Here is a 21,368-nt window from a genome sequence, read left to right as displayed (position 1 = left end):
GGGCATGGCTGCTGTGCTGTTCGACTTCTCCGGGACCCTGTTCCGGATCGAGTCCACCGAGTCCTGGCTGCGCGCGACGCTGAACACGTCGGGGCACAGCCTCCCTGAACCACAACTACTCGACACGGCGAGGGCGTTGGAGGCGGCCGGCGCGCTGCCGGGCAGCGGCGTGGAACCGGTCGTGCTGCCGACCGAACTGGCCGGTGTGTGGGCGGTGCGGGACGAGACCGCACAGCTGCACCGGGCCGCCTACACCGGCGCGGCCCGCCAAGTGCCACTGCCCTGGCCGGAGTTGTACGACGCCCTGTACGAGCGACACATGACGCCCGCCGCCTGGTCCCCGTACCCGGACGCGGTCGACGTGTTGAGCACGCTGCGCGAGCGCGGGATCGGGATCGGCGTGGTCAGCAACATCGGCTGGGACCTGCGCCCGGTATTCCGCCATCACGGGCTCGACGGGTACGTGGACGCGTACGTGCTGTCGTACGAACACGGGGTGCAGAAGCCGGACCCGCGGCTGTTCTCGGTGGCCTGCGCGGCACTGGGAGCCGATCCGCGCCAGGTGGTGATGGTCGGCGACAGCAAGGAGGCGGACGGCGGTGCGGCCGCGCTCGGCTGCCGGGTGCACTTCGTCGACCATCTGCCGGTGGAAGAGCGGCCCGGCGCACTGCTGCCGGTGCTGGACCTCGTGGACTGAAGCCGCCTCCGGGTCGCCGAGCCGCGGCCGTTCGGGTAGGGGCCCTGAAGGGTGTGGAGAGCAATGGCTCGCTCACGCGCCGTCCGTCTGAGACGATCCCCCGCGTCGCCCCAGACGGACGGCAGCCCTGGACCGGCCCCGCCCATGGCGGGGCCTCCCGCGTTGAGTATAGTTGGCTGGCAGCCAGTCAACGCAGGAGTTACAGGATGTCCCCGCGCAGCGCCTCGGTCAATGAAGAGTTGCGACGGCGTTCCCGGGAACGGCTGTTGCAGGCGGCGGTGGAGATGGTCGGCGAGCACGGCTTCGAGGCCACCACGCTGGGCGACATCGCGGACCGGGCCGGTTCGGCGCGCGGACTGGTGTCCTACTACTTCCCCGGCAAGCGCCAGTTGGTGCAGTCCGCCGTGCACCGGCTGATGCACCGCACGCTGGAGGAGGCGCTGGAGCGCGAGCCGCACACCGAGGACGGCAGGGAGCGGCTGGCCCGGGCCATCGACGCCGTCCTGGGCCTGACCCGCGACCACCCCGTCCTGATGCGCCAGCACATGGCCGGCCTGCTGCAGGCGGAGGGCCTCGTGCAGTGCCCGGAGCAGCAGCGGCTGGGGGAACTGCTGGGGGACACCGTCGCCCGGTACGGCTCGGAGGACGTCCCGGCCGACTACCCAAGGCTGCGGGCCCTGTTGATGGGAGCGGTGTACGCGGCACTGCTGCCCGGGGCACCGATGCCCCTGCCGGTCCTGCGGGCCGAACTGTTCCAGCGGTACGGGCTCGACTGGGCGATGGGGGTGCCGCCGGAGAGCGAGCCGGCCACCGGGGCGCGGAAGCGGGACCTGTCCCGGTTCTTCGCCACGGAGGCCCGGCCGGAGCAGGACTGACGGCCAACCGCCCTCAGCCGCGGCGCGCGTGACGAGCCGTCAAGAACCCCGCGTCCCGCGCCTGGGCGATCAGCTTGAGGGAGCGGCGACGGCTGCGTCCGGTCGCGGTCATCACGGCGAGCACCGGGTCGGTACCCTCCTCCTGCGCGGCGCGGTACTCCTGGGCCGCCCGCCGGCATCCCTCGACACCGCGCGGCCAGGCCGACCGTTCCCGTCGAGCCGTGGCGCAGACGCCGGCTGCTTCCCCGTCGGCCTCGCCGCTCACACCGCCCTCGTCCCTCTCACCGCCCACACGGCCCTCGCCACACTCGCTGCCCTTACCGTCCTCAGCGCCCTCACCCGCCGCGGTGTTCACGCTCACCTCGTGCGGCTCCTCCGCCGCACGAGCACCCTGCTCGACCACCCACTCCTGCGCCCCCTCGACCGCTTCCGCCCGCGCACCCGCCGCCGCGCCCTCGCCCTGGTCCGCCCGTCCGTCCGCCGCGTCCACCGCCACCCCGCACGCGCCGGCGAGCGGCCCCTTGAGCCAGTCCGCGAGGGCTGTCAGGTCGGCGAGGGACAGGGCCGGGTCGGCCTGGACGTCCTCGATGGACACGCGTCCCTCGCGAGCGACGGCCAGCGCGTCGACGCGGGCGCCGTCGGGAAAGGCCAGCCGGACGTGGAACCAGGACAAGGTGCCGTCACGCTCCCGCACCTCCCACGCGGGCCACACGGACACCGCACCGTCCTCCGGGTCCCGATCAGTCAGATTGAGGTCAGAAAGATCAAGAAAGGATGCTCCAGGCACGCACGCAACGTAACCGCATGATCACACTCCATACGAACGGACACGCGTCCACGTCACCCCGGCGGCCCCTGCCGTACCGCGCCGGGCGGTGCCATGCTGGTGACGTCCGCACACTCTCCTTCCCTCAAGGAGTTCCGCTGTGCTGCGTGTCGCCGTCGTCGGTTCGGGCCCGAGCGGGTGTTACACCGCCCAGAGTCTGGTTCAGCGGGATCCCGGGGTCCACGTGGACGTCCTGGACCGGCTGCCGTGCCCGTACGGCCTGGTCCGTTACGGTGTCGCCCCGGACCACGAGAAGATCAAGTCGCTCCAGGGCAGTCTCGCGTCGGTGCTCGAACACGAGCGGGTGAGGTTCCTCGGCGGGGTCCGGGTGGGCGGCCCGGGCGGGCTGCCGGTGGAGCGGCTGCGGGAGATGTACCACGCGGTGGTGTACTGCGTGGGCGCGGCCGGTGACCGCCGCCTCGGGATCCCCGGCGAGGAACTGCCGGGCAGTTGGTCGGCGACCGACTTCGTGGCCTGGTACAGCGCTCATCCGGACGCGATCGACGCGGGCTTTCTGCACGGTGTGCGCTCGGCCGTCGTCATCGGAGTGGGCAATGTGGCGGTGGACGTCGCACGGATGCTGGTCCGGGGCGCCGCGGAGCTGAACCCGACGGACATCCCGCAGGCGGCTCTCGACACACTGGCGGAGAGCGGGCTCGCCGAGGTGCACGTGGTGGGGCGGCGCGGCCCGGCGCAGGCCCGCTTCACCACCAAGGAGCTGCGCGAGCTCGGCGATCTGCCCGGCACCGAAGTGACCGTACGGGCGCATGAGTTGGCGCTTGATCCGAGCGACCCCGGCACGCTGCCCGGGGTGTCGCGGCGCAATCTGGAGGTGCTGCGCGGCTGGGCGGAGCCCGCGCCGGAGCCGGCCGCGCGGCGGATCGCCCTGCGCTTCTTCCTGCGGCCGGTGGAACTGCTCGCGGGCGAGGGGGGCCGGGTGGGCGCCGTGCGCTTCGAGCGGACGGCACCGGACGGACGGGGCGGGGTGACGGGCACGGGCCGGTACGAGGAGGTGTCGGCCCAGCTGGTGCTGCGGTCGGTGGGCTATCGCGGAGTGCCGCTGGACGGGCTGCCGTTCGACCCGGTGAGCGGCACCGTGCCGCACGAGGCGGGCCGGATCGTGCGGGGCGGTGCGCCCGCCCCCGGCGAGTACGTCGCGGGGTGGATCAAGCGCGGCCCGACGGGTGTCATCGGCACCAACCGGCCCTGCGCGAAGGAGACGGCCGCCTCGCTCCTCGCGGACGCGCCCGCGCTGCTCGCCAGGGAGGTGCCCGCGGATCCGGTGCCGGCGCTGCGGGCGGCCGGGTTCGATCCCGTGCCGTGGTCGGGCTGGCTGGCGATCCGGCGGGCCGAGGCCGCACTGGGCGCGCGGCTCGGGCGGAGCGTGGTCAAGCTGGCCGACTGGGACGCGCTGCGCACGGCGGCCCGCTCGGCGTAGCCGGACCTGCTCCGCCGTGCCGCGGAGGCGGGCGGCCGGGGTGACACACACCGGCAACAGTCCGGAAATCAACAAACTGTTCAAGGCGCCTACGGTCTCCTCCTGTTCGGATGTCACTCCCCACCCGCCGCTTGCTGGAGTCCCCATGGCCACCACCGCAGAGGTGCACCCCGTCGACGAGATACCGCCGGTACGGCAGCTGGCCGCCTTCGGGTTGCAGCACGTGCTCGCGATGTACGCGGGCGCCGTCGCCGTGCCGCTGATCGTGGGCGGCGCGATGAAGCTGTCGCCCGCCGACCTGGCGTATCTGATCACCGCCGATCTGCTGGTGTGCGGCGTCGCCACGCTGATCCAGTGCGTCGGCCTCTGGCGGTTCGGCGTGCGGTTGCCGATCATGCAGGGCTGTACGTTCGCGGCCGTGTCGCCGATGGTGCTCATCGGGACGACGAACGGCGGGCTGCCCGCGATCTACGGCGCGGTGATCGTCGCGGGGCTGGCGATCATGCTGCTGGCGCCGGTCTTCGGCCGGCTGCTGCGCTTCTTCCCGCCGCTGGTGACCGGCACGGTGATCCTGATCATCGGGGTCTCGCTGCTGCCGGTGGCGGGCGACTGGGCCGCCGGCGGCGCCGGGGCGAAGGACTTCGGCGCGCCGAGGAACCTGGCGCTGGCCGCCTTCGTGCTGGCGGTGGTGCTCGGCGTGCAGCGGTTCGCGCCGGCCTTCCTCGCCCGGATCGCCGTGCTGATCGGCATCGCGGTGGGCCTGGCGGTCGCGGTGCCGTTCGGGATCACCCGCTTCGGCGCGGTCGCGGACGCCGACTGGGTCGGCATCAGCACGCCGTTCCACTTCGGCGCCCCGGCGTTCCATGTGTCCGCGATCGTGTCGATGCTGGTGGTGGCGCTGGTCAGCATGACCGAGACGACCGGTGACCTGATCGCCGTCGGTGAGCTGACCGGGCGGAAGGTCGAGCCGCGGTCGCTGGCCGACGGGCTGCGCGCGGACGGTCTGTCGACCGTGCTCGGCGGGGTGTTCAACACCTTCCCCTACACGGCGTACGCGCAGAACGTGGGTCTGGTCGGCATGACCCGGGTGCGCAGCCGCTGGGTGGTCGCGGCGGCCGGCGGGATCCTGGTACTGCTCGGCCTGCTGCCCAAGCTGGGTGCGGTGGTCGCGGCGGTCCCGGCGCCGGTGCTGGGCGGCGCCGGTCTGGTGATGTTCGGGACGGTCGCTGCGAGCGGGCTGCGGACGCTGGCCCGGGTCGACTTCCGGGGCAACGACAACCTGACCGTGGTGGCCGTCTCGGTGGCGATCGGCATGCTGCCGGTGGGAGTGCCCACGGTGTACGACGGCTTCCCGGACTGGTTCCGGACGGTGATGAACAGCGGCATCAGCGCGGGCTGCCTGTCCGCGATCGTGCTGAACCTTCTCTTCAACCACCGTACGGCGACAGCGGGTTCGGGTGCCGGCGACTCGGCGGGGCAGGCGGGTTCAGGCTCCGCCGCCGAGCCGGCGGATCTGTAGCGCGGCGGCGGCGAGCACGCTGTCGAGCAGCCCGGGAAAGAGATCGTCCAGATCGTCCCGGCGCAGGACGTTCATCTTGGCGGTGCCCCGGTAGACCTGCCGGACGACCCCGCTCTCGCGCAGCACCCGGAAGTGGTGCGTGGTGGTGGACTTGGTCACCGGCAGGTCGAACTGCGAGCAGCTCGACTCCCCTTCACCCGCGGAGAGTTCACGGACGATCCGCAGCCGCATCGGATCGGCCAGCGCATGCAGCACGGTCTCCAGCCGGATCTCGTCCCGCTCCGGGTGCGGCAGCGCGCGGCCGGTGGTGGCGGTGTCGGTCACGGCGGCGCCCTTCGTCACATGGTCCTGGCCCAGCGATACACGATCGTGGCCCACGGACCATTGTACGACATCCATCGTAGTTTGACATCTCTCGTAGTACGAGGGTTATCGTACGAGTCGACCAGCGGTCCCGTGACGAATGGAGTCCGTCGTGAGCGCGCTCTTCGAGCCCTTCACCCTGCGCGAAGTCACCATCCCCAACCGGGTGTGGATGCCCCCGATGTGCCAGTACTCGGCCGCCCCGGAGGGGCCGCTCACCGGCGCCCCGAACGACTGGCACTTCGCGCACTACGGGGCGCGCGCCACGGGCGGCACCGGCCTGATCATCGTCGAGGCCACCGCCGTCTCGCCGGAGGGCCGGATCTCCCCCTACGACCTCGGCCTGTGGAACGACACCCAGGTGGAGGCCTTCCGCCGGATCACCCGCTTCCTGACCGCCCAGGGCTCGGTGCCCGGCATCCAGCTCGCCCATGGCGGCCGCAAGGCCTCCACCGACCGGCCGTGGAAGGGCGGCGCGCCGGTCGGACCGGAGGCGCACGGCTGGCAGCCGGTCGCACCCAGCGCGGTGCCCTTCGACGAACGGCATCCCGTGCCAACGGAATTGACGATCGATCAGATCGCCGTGATCGTCGGCGAGTTCGCCGGCGCCGCGCGCCGCGCGCTCGACGCGGGCTTCGAGGTCGCCGAGATCCACGGCGCCCACGGCTACCTCATCAACGAGTTCCTCTCGCCGCACTCCAACCGCCGCACCGACGCCTACGGCGGCTCGTACGAGAACCGCACCCGCTTCGCCCTTGAAGTCGTCGACGCCGTACGCGAGGTGTGGCCCGAGGACAAGCCGGTGTTCTTCCGCGTCTCGGCCACCGACTGGCTCCAGGACGGCGGCTGGACCACGGAGGACACGGTGCGCCTCGCCCGCGATCTGCACGCCCACGGCGTGGACCTCCTCGACGTCTCCACGGGCGGCAACGCCTCCGGCGTGACCATCCCGGTCGAGCCGGGCTACCAGGTGCCGTTCGCCGCCCGAGTGAAGGCCGAGACGCCGCTGCCCGTCGCCGCCGTGGGCCTGATCACCGAGGTGGAGCAGGCCGAGAAGATCCTGACGAACGGCGAGGCCGACGCCGTCCTGCTCGGCCGCGAGCTGCTGCGCAGCCCCTCCTGGGCCCGGCAGGCGGCGCGCGAGCTGGGCGCCGAGACCCGGGTGCCGGTGCAGTACCACCGGTCGGTCTGAGCGCGACGGCCCGCCGCCGGCCACCCCTCGGCACGGCGACACTGCCGGGCCTCGTCGCACGCCCGTCTCCCCCAGGTCCGCACCGGCCGGTGACAGGATGTGGGGGCGAGGGGAGAGCGGATGGGGCGCAGGGAACGGGAGGCGGTCGCGCGCGCGGCGCGGCTGTACGAGGCGGCACGCTCGCTGGCCGACGACCACGACAAGGCCGTCGAGGCGGTACGGGCGGCACTGCGGCCGATCGAGGACGCGGCGGTGGAGCAGGCGCTCGACGCCCTGCCCGTGGCCCGGCTCCAGGACGCCACCGGCGGGCGGCTGCGGCTGAACGAGGTGGACGGCAGCGGGCTGCACACGGTGCGTCAGGTGCTCGACGCCGGCCCCTACCGGTTGCGGCAGATCCCCGGGGTGGGTGAGCGGACCGCCGGTCAGATCGTCGCGGCCGCGCGCCGGCTCGCCGACGCCGTACGGGAGACCGTCGCCGTTCACCTCGACGTGGACCGGCCGCAGCCGCGGACGACGGCGCTCGTCAGGGCGCTTCAGGTGCTGGTGGAGGCCGGGCCGCAGGCGCGGCGTGCCGTCGGCGCGGCCGGCGTGCTCGCGCGGCGCCTCGCACCTCTGCTGTCCGACGCCGGGCCCGCCGCCGGGCGCCTGAGCCTGCTGGTCGCCGGGCAGGACAAGAAGGCCCGCGCGCTGGCGGCCGTCGAGCAACTGCGCACGGTCGTGGCGGACGCCGAGCGCGCCGGCACCCCCGGGGCGCTCGCGCAGGCCTCGGTGGACCTGCTGCGGGCGCCGTCGAACGACCTCGCGGCCTGGGTGGACTTCGAGCTGCGCTCCGCCGAGTACTACGGCCTGCTCACCGAGATCTCCGGGCGCGCTCCCGACACGGCGGCCGCCGAGGGCTTCCTGCCCGACGAGATCGCCGAGCGCGTGCACGGCCAGCAGGTGGACGACTCCGGGCTGCGGGTGTCGCTGCGCGGTTATCAGGCGTTCGGGGCCCGCTTCGCGCTGGCGCAGCGCCGGGTCCTGCTCGGCGACGAGATGGGGCTCGGGAAGACGATCCAGGCGCTGGCCGCGCTGGCGCATCTGGCCGCCGCGGGGCAGAGCCACTTCCTGGTCGTCTGTCCGGCGAGCGTCCTGGTGAACTGGACACGGGAGATCGAGGCGCGCACCTCGCTGCATGTCACGCCGTTGCACGGACCGGACCGGCACGCGGCGTTCGCCCACTGGAAGGGGCGGGGCGGGGTCGCCGTGACGACCTTCGACGCCCTGCGCGGATTCCCGGTGCCGGACGGGGTTGAGATCGGGATGCTGGTGGTCGACGAGGCTCACTGCGTGAAGAACCCCAAGACCCTGCGCTCCCAGGCCGTCGCCCAGTGGGCCGGGCCCTGCGAACGGGTCCTGCTCATGACGGGCACACCGATGGAGAACCGGGTCGCCGAGTTCCGCAACCTGGTCCGGATGCTCGACGAGGCCGTGGCGGAACGCATCGGCGACCGTGCCGGGCTGCCCGGTTCCGTGGCCTTCCGGAAGGCGGTCGCCCCCGTCTATCTGCGCCGCAACCAGGTGGACGTACTCGCCGAACTCCCCGCGCTCCAGCACACGGACGAGTGGGAGGAACCGAGCGCCACGGACGAGGAGGCGTACCGCGAGGCGGTGCGCTCCGGGAACTTCATGGCGATGCGCAGGGCGGCGTACGCCCGTCCCGAGCGGTCCGCCAAGCTCGTCCGGCTCCGCGAGATCGTGCAGGAGGCGCGGGAGAACGGGCTGAAGGTGGTGGTGTTCTCCGCCTTCCGGGACGTCCTCGGTGTGGTGCGGGAGGCGCTCGGCCCCGACCCGCGCCGGGGCGGCGGGCCGGTGCTCGGCCCGCTCACCGGAAGCGTGCCGCCCGATCGGCGTCAGTCGCTGGTCGACGAGTTCGCCGCCGTGTCCGGCCCGGCGGTGCTGCTGGCACAGATCCAGGCGGCGGGCGTCGGCCTCAACCTCCAGGCCGCCTCCGTCGTGGTCATCTGCGAGCCCCAGCTCAAGCCGACCGTCGAACAGCAGGCGGTGGCCCGGGCCCACCGCATGGGCCAGGTACGGCCGGTCCGGGTGCACCGGCTGCTGGCGCCGGGCGGGGTGGACGAGAGGATGGTGGAGATTCTGAACCGGAAGGCCCGCCTGTTCGACACCTACGCCCGCCGCAGCGCGCTCGCGGAGGCCACCCCGGACGCCGTCGACGTGTCGGACTCGGACCTGGCGCGCCTGATCGTCGAGGAAGAGCAGATCCGGCTGGGCCTGGCGCACGGCGGGCGGGGTGCCGATGGGGCCGGGGCGACCGGCGGCGAAGCCGACGACGCCGCTTGTGGCGCATCCGGCGAAGTCCCCGGCGGACTCGGTGGACCGGACGAACTCGTGACCGACGGCCATTCCTTTCCAGTGCGACACACGCACCCGGAACGGCTCCCGGCGCCGGAACGGTCGAACACCCCCTAGGGCCGCCAGCGGTCGTCGTATTCGGAATGACCGGCGAACGGCAGCGCGAGCAGGCGCAGGGTGGTGCAGGGCGCACGGGGGTGCTCGCCCTCGCGGCAGGTACGGCATCTGCCGTCGTCCCCGGTCCGGTGCTCCGCCAGCAGGGCCCGCTTCGCCCGGAGTTCACGCAGCACCCGGGCCGGATCGTGCCGGGCCACGTGGGTCAGCAGCTTCACCGGGTCCTCGGCACCGAACTGCACCATCGGCGTGTGCGTGGACCCGCCGTCCCGGGACGTGAGCACCTGCTCGATCTCGTCCGCGACGACGCCCCAGACCGCGCCGGGCGCACCGGCGACCGCGTCGCGGGCCACCCGTTCCTCCTCCTCGAAGCGGTGCCGCAGGAACGCCTCCAGAGCCGTCGTCGTCATGCGGCGCGCTCTCTGCGGCCGACCGATGCGGACAGCTCCCGCTGGTAGTCGGCGTAGGCCGTGCGCAGGGCCTCCCCCGGCCAGTCGGCCGGAAGGAGCGCGGGCGGCAGGACGGGGTCGGTGAGCAGGTGGCGAACGGCCGCCGCGCAGGCGGTGAAGCGGTCCGCCGGGCCGCGGCCGGCCGCCGTGTGCGCGAGCAGCGTCCGCGCGGTGGCGGCCCAGGCGGCCAACGGCCAGAGCCGGGAGGCCAGTTCGGAGGCGGGATCGTCGGGGCGGGCGGTGTACGTGAGGGCGACACGGTGCATGTCGGCAGGCAGCGAGCGGTCGAGGTTGGCCGGGCGCAGCCACACGCCCTCGCGGAGCTCGGACAGGCGCAGGGTGGTCAACCGGGCGCGCAGGTCGGCGCGTTCCGCGGGACCGCGGCCGGTCGCCGTGATCACCACCATCTCCCAGTCGCCGTCCCACGCGCGCGTGCCGGGACGCAGGGCCTCGTCCTGGCGGCGCTGGCGGGCCAGCAGCCGGTCGCTGAGCCGGTAGACGCCGTCCGTGCGCCGCAGGTCCCCGGCGGCCACCATCCGGCTGAGCGCGGCACGCAGCGTGGAGCCGCCCACGCCGAACGGCTCCACCAGCCGGACCAGGTCCTTCACCGGCAGCTCGGGCGGGTGTGCGCCGAGCAGGAGGCTCAGCACGGCCGACCGCGCGGACAGCGGCCGCAAATCCGCGTCCTCCGGCTCGGGCGGGACGTTCATGCGCATGGGCACGTACTCTACGTGCGCTCTCGTTGTTGCGTTGTTGCTACAGTCGCAGGAAGAGTGCAACATGACGGTATGGTCTCCACACCCGCACAGCAACGGCCGCAGTCCTCGGCTCAGCCGCAGTACGCCACGCACGTCGTCACCAACCAGGCCCCGCCCCTGGCCCCGTACGACGCCTCCGACGACCGGGCCCTGCTGGAGGGGTTGCGCCGGGAGGGCGCCGGGTGGGCCGAGGAGGACCTCCGGCGGCTGGGGGCGCGCGCCGGGAGCGCGGAGGCGCAGGAGTGGGGCGAGCTGGCCAACCGGCACGAGCCCGAACTGCGCACCCACGACCGTTACGGCCACCGCATCGACGAGGTCGACTTCCACCCCAGCTGGCACCACCTGATGCGCACGGCGGTCGCCGAGGGCCTGGCCGGTGCCCCGTGGGCGGACGAGCGGCCCGGCGCCCACGTGGCCCGCAGCGCTGGCGGCCTGGTCTGGGGGCACACGGAGGCCGGGCACGGCTGCCCGACGTCGATGACGTACGCCGCCGTCCCCGCGCTGCGCGCCCAGCCGGACCTCGCCAAGCTCTACGAACCGCTGCTCACGAGCCGGGAGTACGACCCGGAGCTGCGCCTGCCGACCGAGAAGCCGGGTCTGCTCGCCGGGATGGGCATGACCGAGAAGCAGGGCGGCTCGGACGTCCGGACGAACACCACGACGGCCACGCCCACCGGCGAGCCGGGCGTGTACACCCTGCGCGGGCACAAGTGGTTCACGTCGGCGCCGATGTGCGACGTGTTCCTGGTGCTCGCGCAGGCCCCGGGCGGCCTGTCCTGCTTCCTGGTGCCGCGGATCCTGCCGGACGGCAGCCGCAACACGTTCCGCATCCAGCGGCTGAAGGACAAACTGGGCAACCGCTCCAACGCGTCCTCCGAGCCGGAGTTCGACCGGACGGTGGCCTGGCTGGTGGGGCCGGAGGGGCGCGGGGTGAAGACCATCATCGAGATGGTCAACTGCACCCGGCTGGACTGTGTGATGTCCACGGCGACCCTGATGCGCAAGACGCTGGTCGAGGCGGGGCATCACGCCCGGTACCGCAGCGCGTTCGGCGCCCGGCTCCTCGACCAGCCTCTGATGCGCAACGTCCTGGCCGATCTGGCGCTGGAGTCGGAGGCGGCGACGACGCTCACGCTGCGGCTGGCCGGCGCGGCCGACCGCGCGGTGCGCGGGGACGCCGGGGAGCGGTCCTTCCGGCGGATCGCCACCGCCGTGGGCAAGTACTGGGTCACCAAGCGCGGCCCCGCGTTCACGGCGGAGGCCCTGGAGTGCCTGGGCGGCAACGGCTATGTCGAGGACTCAGGCATGCCCCGGCACTACCGGGAGGCGCCGCTGCTGTCGATCTGGGAGGGCTCGGGCAACGTCAACGCGCTCGACGTACTGCGCGCCCTCGGCCGCGAACCGGACTCCGCGGAGGCGCTGTTCGCCGAACTCGCCCTCGCGCGCGGGGCGGACGCCCGGCTGGACGCCACGGTGGCCGGGCTGAAGGACCAGCTGGCCGAAACCGACCAGGTGGGCGCCCGCCGGCTGGTCGAGCGGATGGCACTCGCCCTGCAGGCCTCGCTGCTGGTCCGGTACGCCCCGCAGCCGGTCGCGGACGCCTTCTGCGCGAGCAGGCTGGACGGCGACTGGGGGCACGCGTTCGGCACGCTGTCCGCCGGGACCGGCCTCGACGCGATCCTGGAGCGGGCCCTGCCCGGCCTGAACTGACCCCTCTCCCCCAGCGAGTGCCGGCCACGCGCGTGTGGCCGGTGACAGCCGACGGATCGCACACAGTCAGACCGTGACTGCGGACCGTTGTCAGTGCCGTGGTGCACACTCGCGATCAGGTGGCACTCGCCTGGGGGAGGACTACGTGTTCACGGGGATCGACGAGGTCGACTGGGCCTCGCTGCGGCATGCCCACGGCAGCGCGCGGGACGTGCCCGGATGGTTGCGGGCGCTGGAGTCCGCGGACGACGCCGAGCGGGCGGCAGCCCTCGACGGGATGTACGGCGCGCTGCGCCACGAGGGCGGGGTGTACGACGCGACACCGGTCTGCGTCCCCTTCCTGTTCTCGCTCGCGGCCAGAGCGGAGGTCCCGGACCGGGCCGGCATCGTGGAACTGCTGGTCGGCGTCGGCACGGCGGGTCCGGACGGGGACACGCGCGCGTGGGAGGCGGTGCGCGCGGGCGCGGAGGACTTCGTCCCGCTCGCCGCGGACCCGGACCCGGCACTGCGCGCGGCGGCGGCCGGGGCCCTCGTGCGGTTCCCGACCGAGCCCGCGCGGACCCTGGAGGTGTTACGGCGACGGCTGCGGGCCGAGCGGGACGGCCCCGTCCTGCTCGCCCTCGCCGAGGCGCTCGGCCTGTTCGCCCTCCGGCACCGCGCACACGCCGACGCCGCGGTGGACCTCCTGGCCGAGCTGAGCGCGCCGCCGCACGAAGCGGGGCTGCGGCTGGCCGCCCTCGGGCAGCTCGCGCTCGCGGCGCCCGCCCGGCTTCCGGCCGGCCTGGTGCCGACGGCGGTCCGGCTGCTGCGGGAGCGGTCCGCGCGGCGTGCCGGCGCCGCCGAGCAGCCCGCGGCCGACACCCTCGTGGGGCGGCTGCGGCGACTGCGTCCCTCGGACGAGGAGGGCGCCCGGCTGCTGCGCACCCTGCACACCGCGCTGGGCGACCGTGTGGCGGACCGCAGCGCCCTGCTGTCCGGGCAGTTGACCAGTGCGGACCCGGTGGACCGGTGCAACGCGGTGTGGCTGGCGGCGGCCCTGCTGCGCGGCTGGCGCGGCGACCACACGGCGACCGTCGCGCTGCTGGGCCGCCAACTGGGCGCGGAACAGGACCGGCTGCGGGACGCGGCGGTCGTGGTCCTGGCGGAGCTGTACGCGCTGGCGACGCCCGCGGCCGAGGCCCTGCACGCGCTCGTGTGCGCCCGGCCCGACCTGTGGACACACCGCTGGGAGCGCGGCTCCCCCGCGCTCGGCGGCCCGCTCAAGGCACTGGCCAGGAGCGGTGATCCCCGCGCGCTCCCGGCCCTGGCCCAGCTCCTGGCGGGCCCGGCCGCGCCCGTGGACCTGGGATTCGAACTGAGCCACCTGGGCGCCGCCGCGGCTCCGCTCGCTGCGGCGGTACGGCACCGGCTCGGCCGGGTCCCGCTGTCCTCCCCGTCCGCCGCCCGGCTCGCCGCCCCGCTGCTGGCGGCGGTGGCAGCCGCGGGGGACGCGGAGGCGGTCCCGGAGGTGCTGCGGCTGCTGTCGGACGCCCCCGACGCCCTGGGGACACGGGACGCGCTGGCGCGTCAGGTGATCACAACGCTGGAGGCCCTGGGCGCCACCGCGCGGGCGGTCCCGCTCCTGCACGCGCTCCTGCCCACCCGGCACGCGGCCGCGGCGGCCGGGGCGCTCTGGTCGGCGGACGGGGACGGCGCCGCCGTACTCCCGGTCCTGCTGCGGGAGTTGACCGAGGGCGAGCCTGCGAGCCGGTGCGTGGCCGCACGCCGGCTGGGCAGACTCGGTCCGGCCGCGCGGCCCGCGCTGCCCGCACTGCGCCGCGCCACCCGGTCGGGGCGGCCAGGGCAGCGGACGTCGGCCGCGTGCGCGCTGTGGCACATCGCCGCGGATCCGGAGCCCGTGCTCCCCGTCCTCCGTGCGGCCTGGGCGGAGGACCTGCGCGCCCGCGGCACGATCGCCCACTGCCTGACCACGATGGGCCCGGCCGCGGCCCCGCTACGGGACCTCGTCACGGCGGAACTGGCCGCCCCACGCCGCCATCTGGCCCGCGCGGGCGCGTCCTGCCGCCGAGGCGTACCGAACGACGAGGCACTGCTGCGCGCCTGCCGGGAGGTGCTGATGATGGTGTAGCGGGTGATGCGACCGGCGGTGCGGTGGGTGTTGTGGCTGATGATGCAGGGGTGTTGGGAGTGTTCGGGGTGGCTCGTGTGGGTGTGGTGGTCAGACCGTCCGTCCCCACTGTGGGCCGAGCCGTGCCCATTCCGTGTCCCAGGCGTCCATCCGGCGGCGTTCGAGCCGGCGGCGCAGGGCCAGACCGCCGACGAGCGGGACGGCCGCTGCGCCCGTGCCCACCAGCCCGCCGATGAGGGTGCCCCGGAAAGCGGCCTCGGAGGCGGAGGTGGGGCGGCCGACGAGACGGCCCTGGGGATCGGTCCAGACGGTGACCGGCGTACCGGCCTTGCTGCCGAGCCCCACCCTGACCTGCCCGGTGTGGGCGGTGCCGTCGGCGACCGTCCAGCGCACCTCGGCCCACACCCGCTCCTCTCCGGAGGTGTGGGCGTGCGGGGACGAGGTCTGCCTGGCCGCTCCCACGACACGGGCCACGACGGGCCGCCACTCGGCGCGCTCCCGGGCGAATCCGTGCTCCACCGCCCCGGCGGCCGCGAGACCGGCCAGCACCCCGGCGACGACGGTCAGCAGCCACGTGCCGAGCACCACCCAGGCCTCCACCACGTCGGCCCGGCGTTTGAGCGGGTTGCGCCGCCAGCGCCAGAGCCACACCTTCGGACCACGGAACGCCTTCAAAGGCATCCTCCTCACGAGCGCACCGACCGGCCGGACCGCCCTCCCATACGCGGGAGATCGCTCCGTTGCTCACGACGAGCCGTCTCCTCGACGGTCGCACGAGACACCCGGTTCGCGCAGGCACATGCCGGAACGCATCCGGCCGATCCCCGCCGCAGGCCGACGACACCGCCGTGACCTGCGCAGACGCACGCTCGGAGGGAGAGTGTCAGTGGTGGGGTGCAGACTGGCCGATATCTGACGACTACCTGGACAACGGCGTCCCGGAGGTGATCGGCATGACCGACGTTCTGCTGGCGGTGGGCACCCGAAAAGGTCTGTTCATCGGGCGGCGACAAGGCGGCGGCAGCTGGGAGTTCGACGACGGCCCGTACTTCAACGCACAGGCGATCTACTCGGTCGCCATCGACACCCGGGAGGGCCGGCCCCGGCTGCTGGCGGGCGGTGACAGCGCGCACTGGGGACCGTCGGTCTTCCACTCCGACGACCTCGGCCGCAGCTGGACCGAGCCCGAGCGGCCGGCCGTCAAGTTCCCGAAGGACACCGGCGCTTCGCTGGAGCGCGTCTGGCAGCTGCATCCGGCAGCGGCCGAGCCCGGCGTGGTCTACGCGGGCACCGAGCCCGCGGCGCTGTACCGCTCGGTGGACCGCGGCGAGAGCTTCGAGCTGGTCCGGCCGCTGTGGGAGCATCCGACGCGCGCGCAGTGGGTGCCGGGCGGCGGCGGTGAGGGGCTGCACACGGTGGTCACCGACGCCCGCGATCCGAAGGCGGTGACCGTGGCCGTCTCGACGGCCGGGGTGTTCCGCACGACCGACGGCGGCGCGAGCTGGGAGCCGTCCAACTCCGGTGTGTCCGCGGTGTTCCTGCCGGATCCGAACCCGGAGTTCGGCCAGTGCGTGCACAAGATCGCCAAGGACGCGGCCGACCCGGACCGGCTGTATCTGCAGAACCACTGGGGGGTGTACCGCAGCGACGACGCGGGCGGGCACTGGACCGACATCGGCGCGGATCTGCCGTCCACGTTCGGCTTCGCGGTGGCCACGCATCCACGCCGAGGCGACACGGCGTACGTCTTCCCGATCAACGCCGACGCGGACCGGGTGCCCGCCGAGCACCGCTGCCGGGTCTTCCGCACCACGGACGCGGGCCGTACCTGGGAGCCGCTGGCCGAAGGGCTTCCGCCGGAGGCCCACTACGGCACGGTCCTGCGGGACGCCCTGTGCACGGACGACGCCGACCCGGCCGGTGTGTATTTCGGCAACCGCAACGGCGAGGTGTTCGCATCGTCCGACGACGGCGACAGCTGGCAGCAGCTGGCCTCGCACCTGCCGGACGTGCTGTGCGTGCGGGCGGCGGTGATCGGCTGACGTCTCCCACGCCCGCGTGCGCGGCGGGAGCGCGGGCGTGGGCTCCGGGCTCCGGGCTCCGGGCTCCGGGCTCCGGCCATCGGTTGATCACGGGCCCGTGTACGGCAGTAGGGTGACGCCCGTGGCACCACGACCCTTGCATGAAATCGTCGAACCGGGCTGGGCGAAGGCCCTGGAACCCGTCGCCGGGCGGATCGCGCAGATGGGCGACTTCCTGCGCGCGGAGATCGCCGCGGGACGCGCCTATCTCCCGGCCGGATCCAACGTTCTGCGGGCGTTCCAGCAACCCTTCGACGACGTGCGGGTCCTGATCGTCGGTCAGGACCCGTATCCGACCCCCGGGCACGCGGTGGGCCTGTCGTTCTCGGTCGCCCCCGAGGTACGCCCGCTGCCGCCGAGCCTGATCAACATCTTCCGCGAGCTGAACACCGACCTGGGCCTGGCCCAGCCGTCCAACGGCGACCTGACCCCGTGGACCCAGCAGGGCGTCCTGCTGCTCAACAGGGCGCTGACCACGGCTCCGCGCAGCCCGGGCGCCCACCGCGGCAAGGGCTGGGAGGAGGTCACCGAGCAGGCGATACGGGCGCTGGCGGCGCGCGGCAAACCCCTGGTGTCGGTGCTGTGGGGCCGGGACGCGCGCAATCTGCGGCCGCTGCTGGGCAGCCTGCCGGCGGTGGAGTCCGCGCATCCCTCGCCGATGTCGGCCGACCGCGGGTTCTTCGGTTCGCGCCCCTTCAGCCGGGTCAACGACCTGCTGGTCCAGCAGGGCGGAGAGCCGGTGGACTGGCGTCTGCCGTGACCGTCCCCGGATATCTGGCGGTCGACTCCGGGGGCTCCGGTGTCCGGGTCGCCGTCGGCGTGCCGGGCCGGGCGCCGGCCGCCCGGCGGGAGTCACGGGAACCCGTCCGCACGGGTGCGCGGGGCATCGATCCGGCCCATCTGCTGGCGCAGCTCCTCCCCCTGGCCCGCGCGGCGGCCGTGGAGGCCGGCGTGGACGGGCTGGACACGGCCGTCGTCGGCGCCACCGGATTCGCCACGCTGGGTGACGCCCTGCGCGCCGAGCTGCCGGGCGCCCTGGCCCGGGAGCTGGGGGTGCGGCGGGTGGCGCTCGCCGCCGACGCCGTCACCGCCTACGTCGGCGCCCTCGGGCCGCGGCCGGGCGCCGTGGTCGCCGCGGGCACCGGGCTGATCGCGGTCGGCACCGATCTCGCCCGGTGGCGGCGGGCCGACGGCTGGGGGCATCTCCTCGGCGACTGCGGCGGCGGTGCCTGGATCGGCCGCGCCGGCCTGGAGGCGGCGCTGCGCGCCCACGACGGCCGCGACGGCGGCTCCGTACCCCTGCTGGCCTGCGCCGAGGAACAGTTCGGCCCGGTGGGCGAACTGCCGGGCAGGCTCTACCCGCGCACCGACCGGCCCGCCGTGCTGGCCTCGTTCGCGCCCGCGGTGGCCGCGTGCGCCGCGCACGACCCGGTGGCCGCGGACGTCCTGCGCGCGGCGGCGCGGCACATGGCCGACTCCGCCGCGGCGGTGTGCCCGGCGGACGGGGCGCCCGAACTGGCGCTCACCGGCGGCCTGTTCGGCATGGGCGAGCCCCTCATCGGACCGCTGCGCGAGGAGCTGGCGAGCAGGCTGCCGCACGCCCGGCAGGTGCCGGCCGAGGGCGATCCCCTGCACGGCTCGGTACGCATCGCGGCCGACCTCGCGGCGGGGCGGCTCACTCTGCCGAGTGAACCGGCGATGCTCTCCGTGGTTCCCGTACGAGGGGGTTGAGCGAACGGGCGGGGCAAGTGGGACGAGATCACCGTAAAAGCGGATTGTTCGCCCTGTCGGCCCATGTTCCCGGCATGTGCCCGGAACACGTGTCCTTGGTGCGTAACTCATCAGACAAAACAGGACGGATACCGCTCACCTGCACCCTCCCCGAACGGAGGAACCCCCGAAGCCAGTAACATGCGGCGCCATGAGCTCCCCCACTGGACCCGCGTCCGGCCTGCCAGTACGAATGCCGCGACCTCGTCAGCCCGGACGGCACCGCCGACCGGAACCGCTGGCGGCTCCCGAGGGCGCGCCCGCGCTCGTCCTCGCGGTGCCCGGCGCGCCCAGCACCGCCACCCGTGGCCTCGCCGAGGAGGTCGTGAGCATCGCCCGCTCCGAGCTGCCCGGCCTGGACGCCCGGATCGGGTACCTGGACGGGGACGACGCCGAGTTCCCCACGCTCCGCTCCGTGCTGGCGCACGCCGCCGAGGAGCGCGCGGCCCGCTATGAGCAGGCCGTCGCCGCCGGTGTCGAGGGGATCAAGGAGCCCGACGGCCCGGTCGCCGTCGTCGTGCCGTTGCTGGCCGGTCCGGACAGCGCCCTGCTGCGCCGGATCCGCCAGTCCGTGATGGACAGCCGGGTCGCCGCCGAACTGACCGACGTCCTCGGCCCGCACCCGCTGCTCGCCGAGGGCCTGCACGTGCGGCTGTCCGAGGCGGGCCTGGCCCGCGCCGACCGTGCCCGGCTGTTCACCGTGGCCACCGCCGCGGACGGCATCATCCTGGCGTCCGTGGGCGGCGACGAGGCGGTGCAGGCGGCTGGGATCACCGGCATGCTGCTCGCCGCGCGCCTGGCCGTGCCGGTGATGGCGGCGGCCCTGGACCAGGAGGGTTCGATCTCCTCCGTCGCCGAGCAGCTGCGCTCGTCCGGCTCGCAGCAGCTGGCCCTGGCGCCGTACCTGATCGGCCCGGAGATCGACGCGGGGCTGCTCGCGGCTGCCGCCGAGGAGGCGGGCTGCGCCACGGCCGAGTCGCTCGGCGCGTATCCGGCGATCGGCAAGCTCGCCCTCGCCAAGTACACGACCGCGCTGGGCATCGCCCCGCAGCAGCCGCAGGGCACGCCGGTCCGCTGATTCCACGCCGGCACCCACCCGGCATCCGCACGGCCGAGGGCCCGCTCCACATCCGGAGCGGGCCCTTCGCACTCAGCCGAAGACGACGCAGGAGGCCGCGGGCACCGGCACCGAGCCGTCGTAGCGGGGCAGCCCCGTCGCCTCGTCCACGGCGAACCAGGTGACGTCGCCGGAGCGCTCGTTGGCCACGTAGAGGAAGCCGGCGCGCTCGGCGAGCGCGCGTGGCCAGTTCCCGCCGCAGGTCACCGCGCCGACGAGGCGGAGCGCGTCGCCCTCGACGGCGAGGACCGACAGGACGTCCTCGCCGCGCGTGGCGGTCCACACGAAGCGGCCGTCGGGCGAGACCACGATGCCGGACGGATAGGCGTCGCCCGCCGGGGCGCCGGGCAGCACGGGGACCTCGGTCAGCGGCTTCAGGGAGCCGCGGGCGGCGTCCCAGCGGCAGACGGTCACCGTCGGGGTGAGTTCGTTGACGACGTAGGCGTGCCGGCCTGCCGGATGGAAGGCCAGATGACGGGGGCCGGCGCCGGGGCGCAGGGCGATCTCGCGGTGCACGACGGGGACGCCGGCCGCGAGGGCGCACACCCGTACCGAGTCCGTGCCGAGGTCGATGCTGACGGCCCAGCGGCCGCTCGGGTCGGGCTGGACCTGGTGCGCGTGGGGGCCGCGCTGGCGCCGGTCGTGCGGGCCGGAGCCGGTGTGCTGGAGCAGTCCGGAGGCCTTGGCGGCGAGGGTGCCGTCCGGGCGCAGCGGTACGGCGGTGACGCTGCCGGAGCCGTAGTTGGCGGTCAGCACGTGACCGTCGTACAGGCCGAGGTGGGTGGGGCCGCTGCCGTCCACCGGCACGGGTGGTCCGGCGAGTTCCGGCCGCTGGCCGCCGACCCGGAAGGCGGCGACGGCGCCCTCGGCCGTCTCACTGACCGCGTAGAGCGTGTCGCCGTCGGGTGAGAGGGCCAGATACGACGGGTCGCGGACGTCGTCGGCGGTGGCGCCGAGCGTGAGGGCGCCGCCGTCCGGCGCGACGGTCGCGGTGACCAGTCCGGGGCCGCCCGCCGCCGTGAACGAGCCGATGAACGCCCGGTGCCCGCCGGAGCTGCCGTCCTGTGCCACCGCTGTCCCCTCTCGGTCGTCCCGGTGGAGCCGGTCCGGGGCCGACGGTAGCAGTCGATCACGCGGGGTCTAGACCAAGAGACACAGGGCGCGTCCCCGGATTGCGGCGTCGACTCGTGCGCCTACGAGCCGCGAGCCCGACGACCCCGGTGGGACGTCCGCGCGCGTCCTCCAGGCGGAAGGCGGACAGTGACAGCGCGTGCCGCCGCGCCGGACGGTGCCGCAGGCTCACTTGCCGGCTCCTGTGGACCACGGGGACCCCCGTCTCGAGTACCCGGCGCAGTACCGCCTCGAGGTTCTCGGCGTCCTCGGCGCACAGCACGTCGCTCAGCCGGGTGCCGGGCTGTACCGGACGGCCGTCGAGAGCGTCCTGCGTGGCATTCGTCTGCACGGTGGTGAGGTCCGTGTCGTGCAGAGCGATGGTGATCCGGTGCTGTGCGGACAGGGCCCGCAGGAGCGCCGCGCCGTGCTGATGGTCGGCGACGTGATGGGTGGCCGCCGCCAGCACGAGGAGCTCCGCAGAGGTGCCCAGCCTTGTGGTCCGGAAAGTGACGTCGACAGTGTGGCCGCACCGGTGCCACAGCCGTACCCGGCCGAACGCCGGCACGTGCGTGGCCCCGCTCAGGTCGTCCGGGAGGTCGGCCACCAGTTCCCGCACGGGGCGGCCGTGGACATCGTCGGCGGGAAACCCCGTCAGATCCTCTGCTGTCCCGGTCCACCCCACCACCACGCCTCGATCGTCGAGCACCGCGGCTGCCAGGCCGTCCAAGGCGGACACCCTGCCGCCGGGGCGGGCACCGGAGTCGCTCATCGCTGCTGGGGAGGCGCCTGCCGAGGCGGCGTTTTCACCGTTCACTGGGTGGTCCATGTCTCTGGCTTCCTGGTGGGAGCCTGCTGCTACGGGATAC

Annotated in this window: 19 protein-coding genes; 12 read left to right on the top strand and 7 right to left on the bottom strand. The window is 74.2% G+C overall.

Annotated elements, in window-relative coordinates; translation table 11 throughout:
• The first annotated feature begins 4 nt into the window (after nt 1-4).
• The gene (locus ACZ4MF_RS37740; RefSeq protein ID WP_467497357.1) at nt 5-697 is read left to right on the top strand and encodes an HAD family hydrolase; all 693 of its coding nucleotides are present in this window, start codon (nt 5-7) and stop codon (nt 695-697) included.
• A 206-nt stretch (nt 698-903) separates the two neighbouring features.
• A complete protein-coding gene (locus ACZ4MF_RS37735) occupies nt 904-1,572 on the top strand; it encodes a TetR/AcrR family transcriptional regulator (protein ID WP_467497355.1) in 669 nt (222 codons plus the stop codon).
• A gap of 13 nt (nt 1,573-1,585) precedes the next feature.
• Here ACZ4MF_RS37735 and ACZ4MF_RS37730 read toward each other — a convergent pair whose 3' ends face one another.
• Entirely contained in the window at nt 1,586-2,290 is a 705-nt protein-coding gene (locus tag ACZ4MF_RS37730; protein WP_467497353.1) for a DUF6214 family protein, read from the bottom strand.
• Between the two features lie 208 nt (nt 2,291-2,498).
• Between ACZ4MF_RS37730 and ACZ4MF_RS37725 the strand changes: the two genes are divergently transcribed.
• Nucleotides 2,499-3,836, top strand: a complete 1,338-nt coding sequence (locus ACZ4MF_RS37725; RefSeq protein ID WP_467497351.1) for an FAD-dependent oxidoreductase — start codon at nt 2,499-2,501, stop codon at nt 3,834-3,836.
• 145 nt (nt 3,837-3,981) lie between these two features.
• Nucleotides 3,982-5,355, top strand: coding sequence for a nucleobase:cation symporter-2 family protein (locus tag ACZ4MF_RS37720; RefSeq protein WP_467497349.1), 1,374 nt, complete (start codon nt 3,982-3,984; stop codon nt 5,353-5,355).
• Here the strand turns inward: ACZ4MF_RS37720 and ACZ4MF_RS37715 are convergent.
• Nucleotides 5,323-5,679: an ArsR/SmtB family transcription factor gene (locus ACZ4MF_RS37715; protein WP_467497402.1), complete on the bottom strand. Its 357-nt coding sequence runs from the start codon at nt 5,677-5,679 to the stop codon at nt 5,323-5,325. The genes ACZ4MF_RS37720 and ACZ4MF_RS37715 overlap by 33 nt on opposite strands.
• Before the next feature lie 151 nt (nt 5,680-5,830).
• Between ACZ4MF_RS37715 and ACZ4MF_RS37710 the strand changes: the two genes are divergently transcribed.
• Nucleotides 5,831-6,910: an NADH:flavin oxidoreductase/NADH oxidase gene (locus ACZ4MF_RS37710; protein WP_467497347.1), complete on the top strand. Its 1,080-nt coding sequence runs from the start codon at nt 5,831-5,833 to the stop codon at nt 6,908-6,910.
• Nucleotides 6,911-7,030: 120 nt separating this feature from the next.
• Nucleotides 7,031-9,379, top strand: a complete 2,349-nt coding sequence (locus tag ACZ4MF_RS37705; protein WP_467497345.1) for a DEAD/DEAH box helicase — start codon at nt 7,031-7,033, stop codon at nt 9,377-9,379.
• On the opposite strand, the gene ACZ4MF_RS37700 is transcribed toward ACZ4MF_RS37705, so the two are convergent.
• Both ACZ4MF_RS37700 and ACZ4MF_RS37695 read right to left on the bottom strand, forming a co-directional pair.
• Nucleotides 9,376-9,786, bottom strand: a complete 411-nt coding sequence (locus tag ACZ4MF_RS37700; protein WP_467497343.1) for a DUF6221 family protein — start codon at nt 9,784-9,786, stop codon at nt 9,376-9,378. The two genes, ACZ4MF_RS37705 and ACZ4MF_RS37700, sit on opposite strands and share 4 nt — an antisense overlap.
• Nucleotides 9,783-10,541, bottom strand: coding sequence for a PaaX family transcriptional regulator C-terminal domain-containing protein (locus ACZ4MF_RS37695; RefSeq protein WP_467497341.1), 759 nt, complete (start codon nt 10,539-10,541; stop codon nt 9,783-9,785). The genes ACZ4MF_RS37700 and ACZ4MF_RS37695 overlap by 4 nt, the downstream gene beginning before the upstream one ends.
• 72 nt (nt 10,542-10,613) lie before the next feature.
• Between ACZ4MF_RS37695 and ACZ4MF_RS37690 the strand changes: the two genes are divergently transcribed.
• On the top strand, nt 10,614-12,293 hold the full coding sequence (locus ACZ4MF_RS37690) for an acyl-CoA dehydrogenase family protein (protein WP_467497339.1): 1,680 nt from the start codon (nt 10,614-10,616) through the stop codon (nt 12,291-12,293).
• A gap of 145 nt (nt 12,294-12,438) precedes the next feature.
• Nucleotides 12,439-14,421, top strand: coding sequence for a HEAT repeat domain-containing protein (locus ACZ4MF_RS37685; protein ID WP_467497337.1), 1,983 nt, complete (start codon nt 12,439-12,441; stop codon nt 14,419-14,421).
• Between the two features lie 90 nt (nt 14,422-14,511).
• Here the strand turns inward: ACZ4MF_RS37685 and ACZ4MF_RS37680 are convergent, their stop codons facing one another.
• A complete protein-coding gene (locus ACZ4MF_RS37680) occupies nt 14,512-15,102 on the bottom strand; it encodes an Rv1733c family protein (RefSeq protein WP_467497335.1) in 591 nt (196 codons plus the stop codon).
• A gap of 272 nt (nt 15,103-15,374) precedes the next feature.
• Between ACZ4MF_RS37680 and ACZ4MF_RS37675 the strand changes: the two genes are divergently transcribed.
• The 4 genes from ACZ4MF_RS37675 to ACZ4MF_RS37660 all read left to right on the top strand — a co-directional run bounded on the left by ACZ4MF_RS37675 (nt 15,375) and on the right by ACZ4MF_RS37660 (nt 19,350).
• Complete coding sequence (locus ACZ4MF_RS37675; protein WP_402065118.1) at nt 15,375-16,463, top strand: WD40/YVTN/BNR-like repeat-containing protein; 1,089 nt, start codon at nt 15,375-15,377, stop codon at nt 16,461-16,463.
• Nucleotides 16,464-16,584: 121 nt separating this feature from the next.
• A complete protein-coding gene (locus ACZ4MF_RS37670) occupies nt 16,585-17,262 on the top strand; it encodes a uracil-DNA glycosylase (protein WP_467497333.1) in 678 nt (225 codons plus the stop codon).
• Nucleotides 17,259-18,233 (top strand): N-acetylglucosamine kinase, encoded by a 975-nt coding sequence (locus tag ACZ4MF_RS37665; RefSeq protein ID WP_467497331.1) that lies wholly within the window; start codon nt 17,259-17,261, stop codon nt 18,231-18,233. The genes ACZ4MF_RS37670 and ACZ4MF_RS37665 overlap by 4 nt, the downstream gene beginning before the upstream one ends.
• 190 nt (nt 18,234-18,423) lie before the next feature.
• Nucleotides 18,424-19,350: a sirohydrochlorin chelatase gene (locus tag ACZ4MF_RS37660; RefSeq protein WP_467497329.1), complete on the top strand. Its 927-nt coding sequence runs from the start codon at nt 18,424-18,426 to the stop codon at nt 19,348-19,350.
• Nucleotides 19,351-19,422: 72 nt separating this feature from the next.
• Here the strand turns inward: ACZ4MF_RS37660 and ACZ4MF_RS37655 are convergent, their stop codons facing one another.
• On the bottom strand, nt 19,423-20,460 hold the full coding sequence (locus ACZ4MF_RS37655) for a lactonase family protein (RefSeq protein ID WP_467497327.1): 1,038 nt from the start codon (nt 20,458-20,460) through the stop codon (nt 19,423-19,425).
• A gap of 58 nt (nt 20,461-20,518) precedes the next feature.
• Nucleotides 20,519-21,271 carry a PAS domain-containing protein gene (locus ACZ4MF_RS37650; RefSeq protein WP_467497325.1) on the bottom strand — a complete coding sequence of 251 codons (753 nt, stop codon included), beginning with the start codon at nt 21,269-21,271 and terminating at the stop codon, nt 20,519-20,521.
• Between the last annotated feature and the right edge of the window lie 97 nt (nt 21,272-21,368).

The organism is Streptomyces sp. NPDC025793, from assembly GCF_055558375.1.
This window is presented reverse-complemented; position numbering and strand designations above follow the sequence as displayed.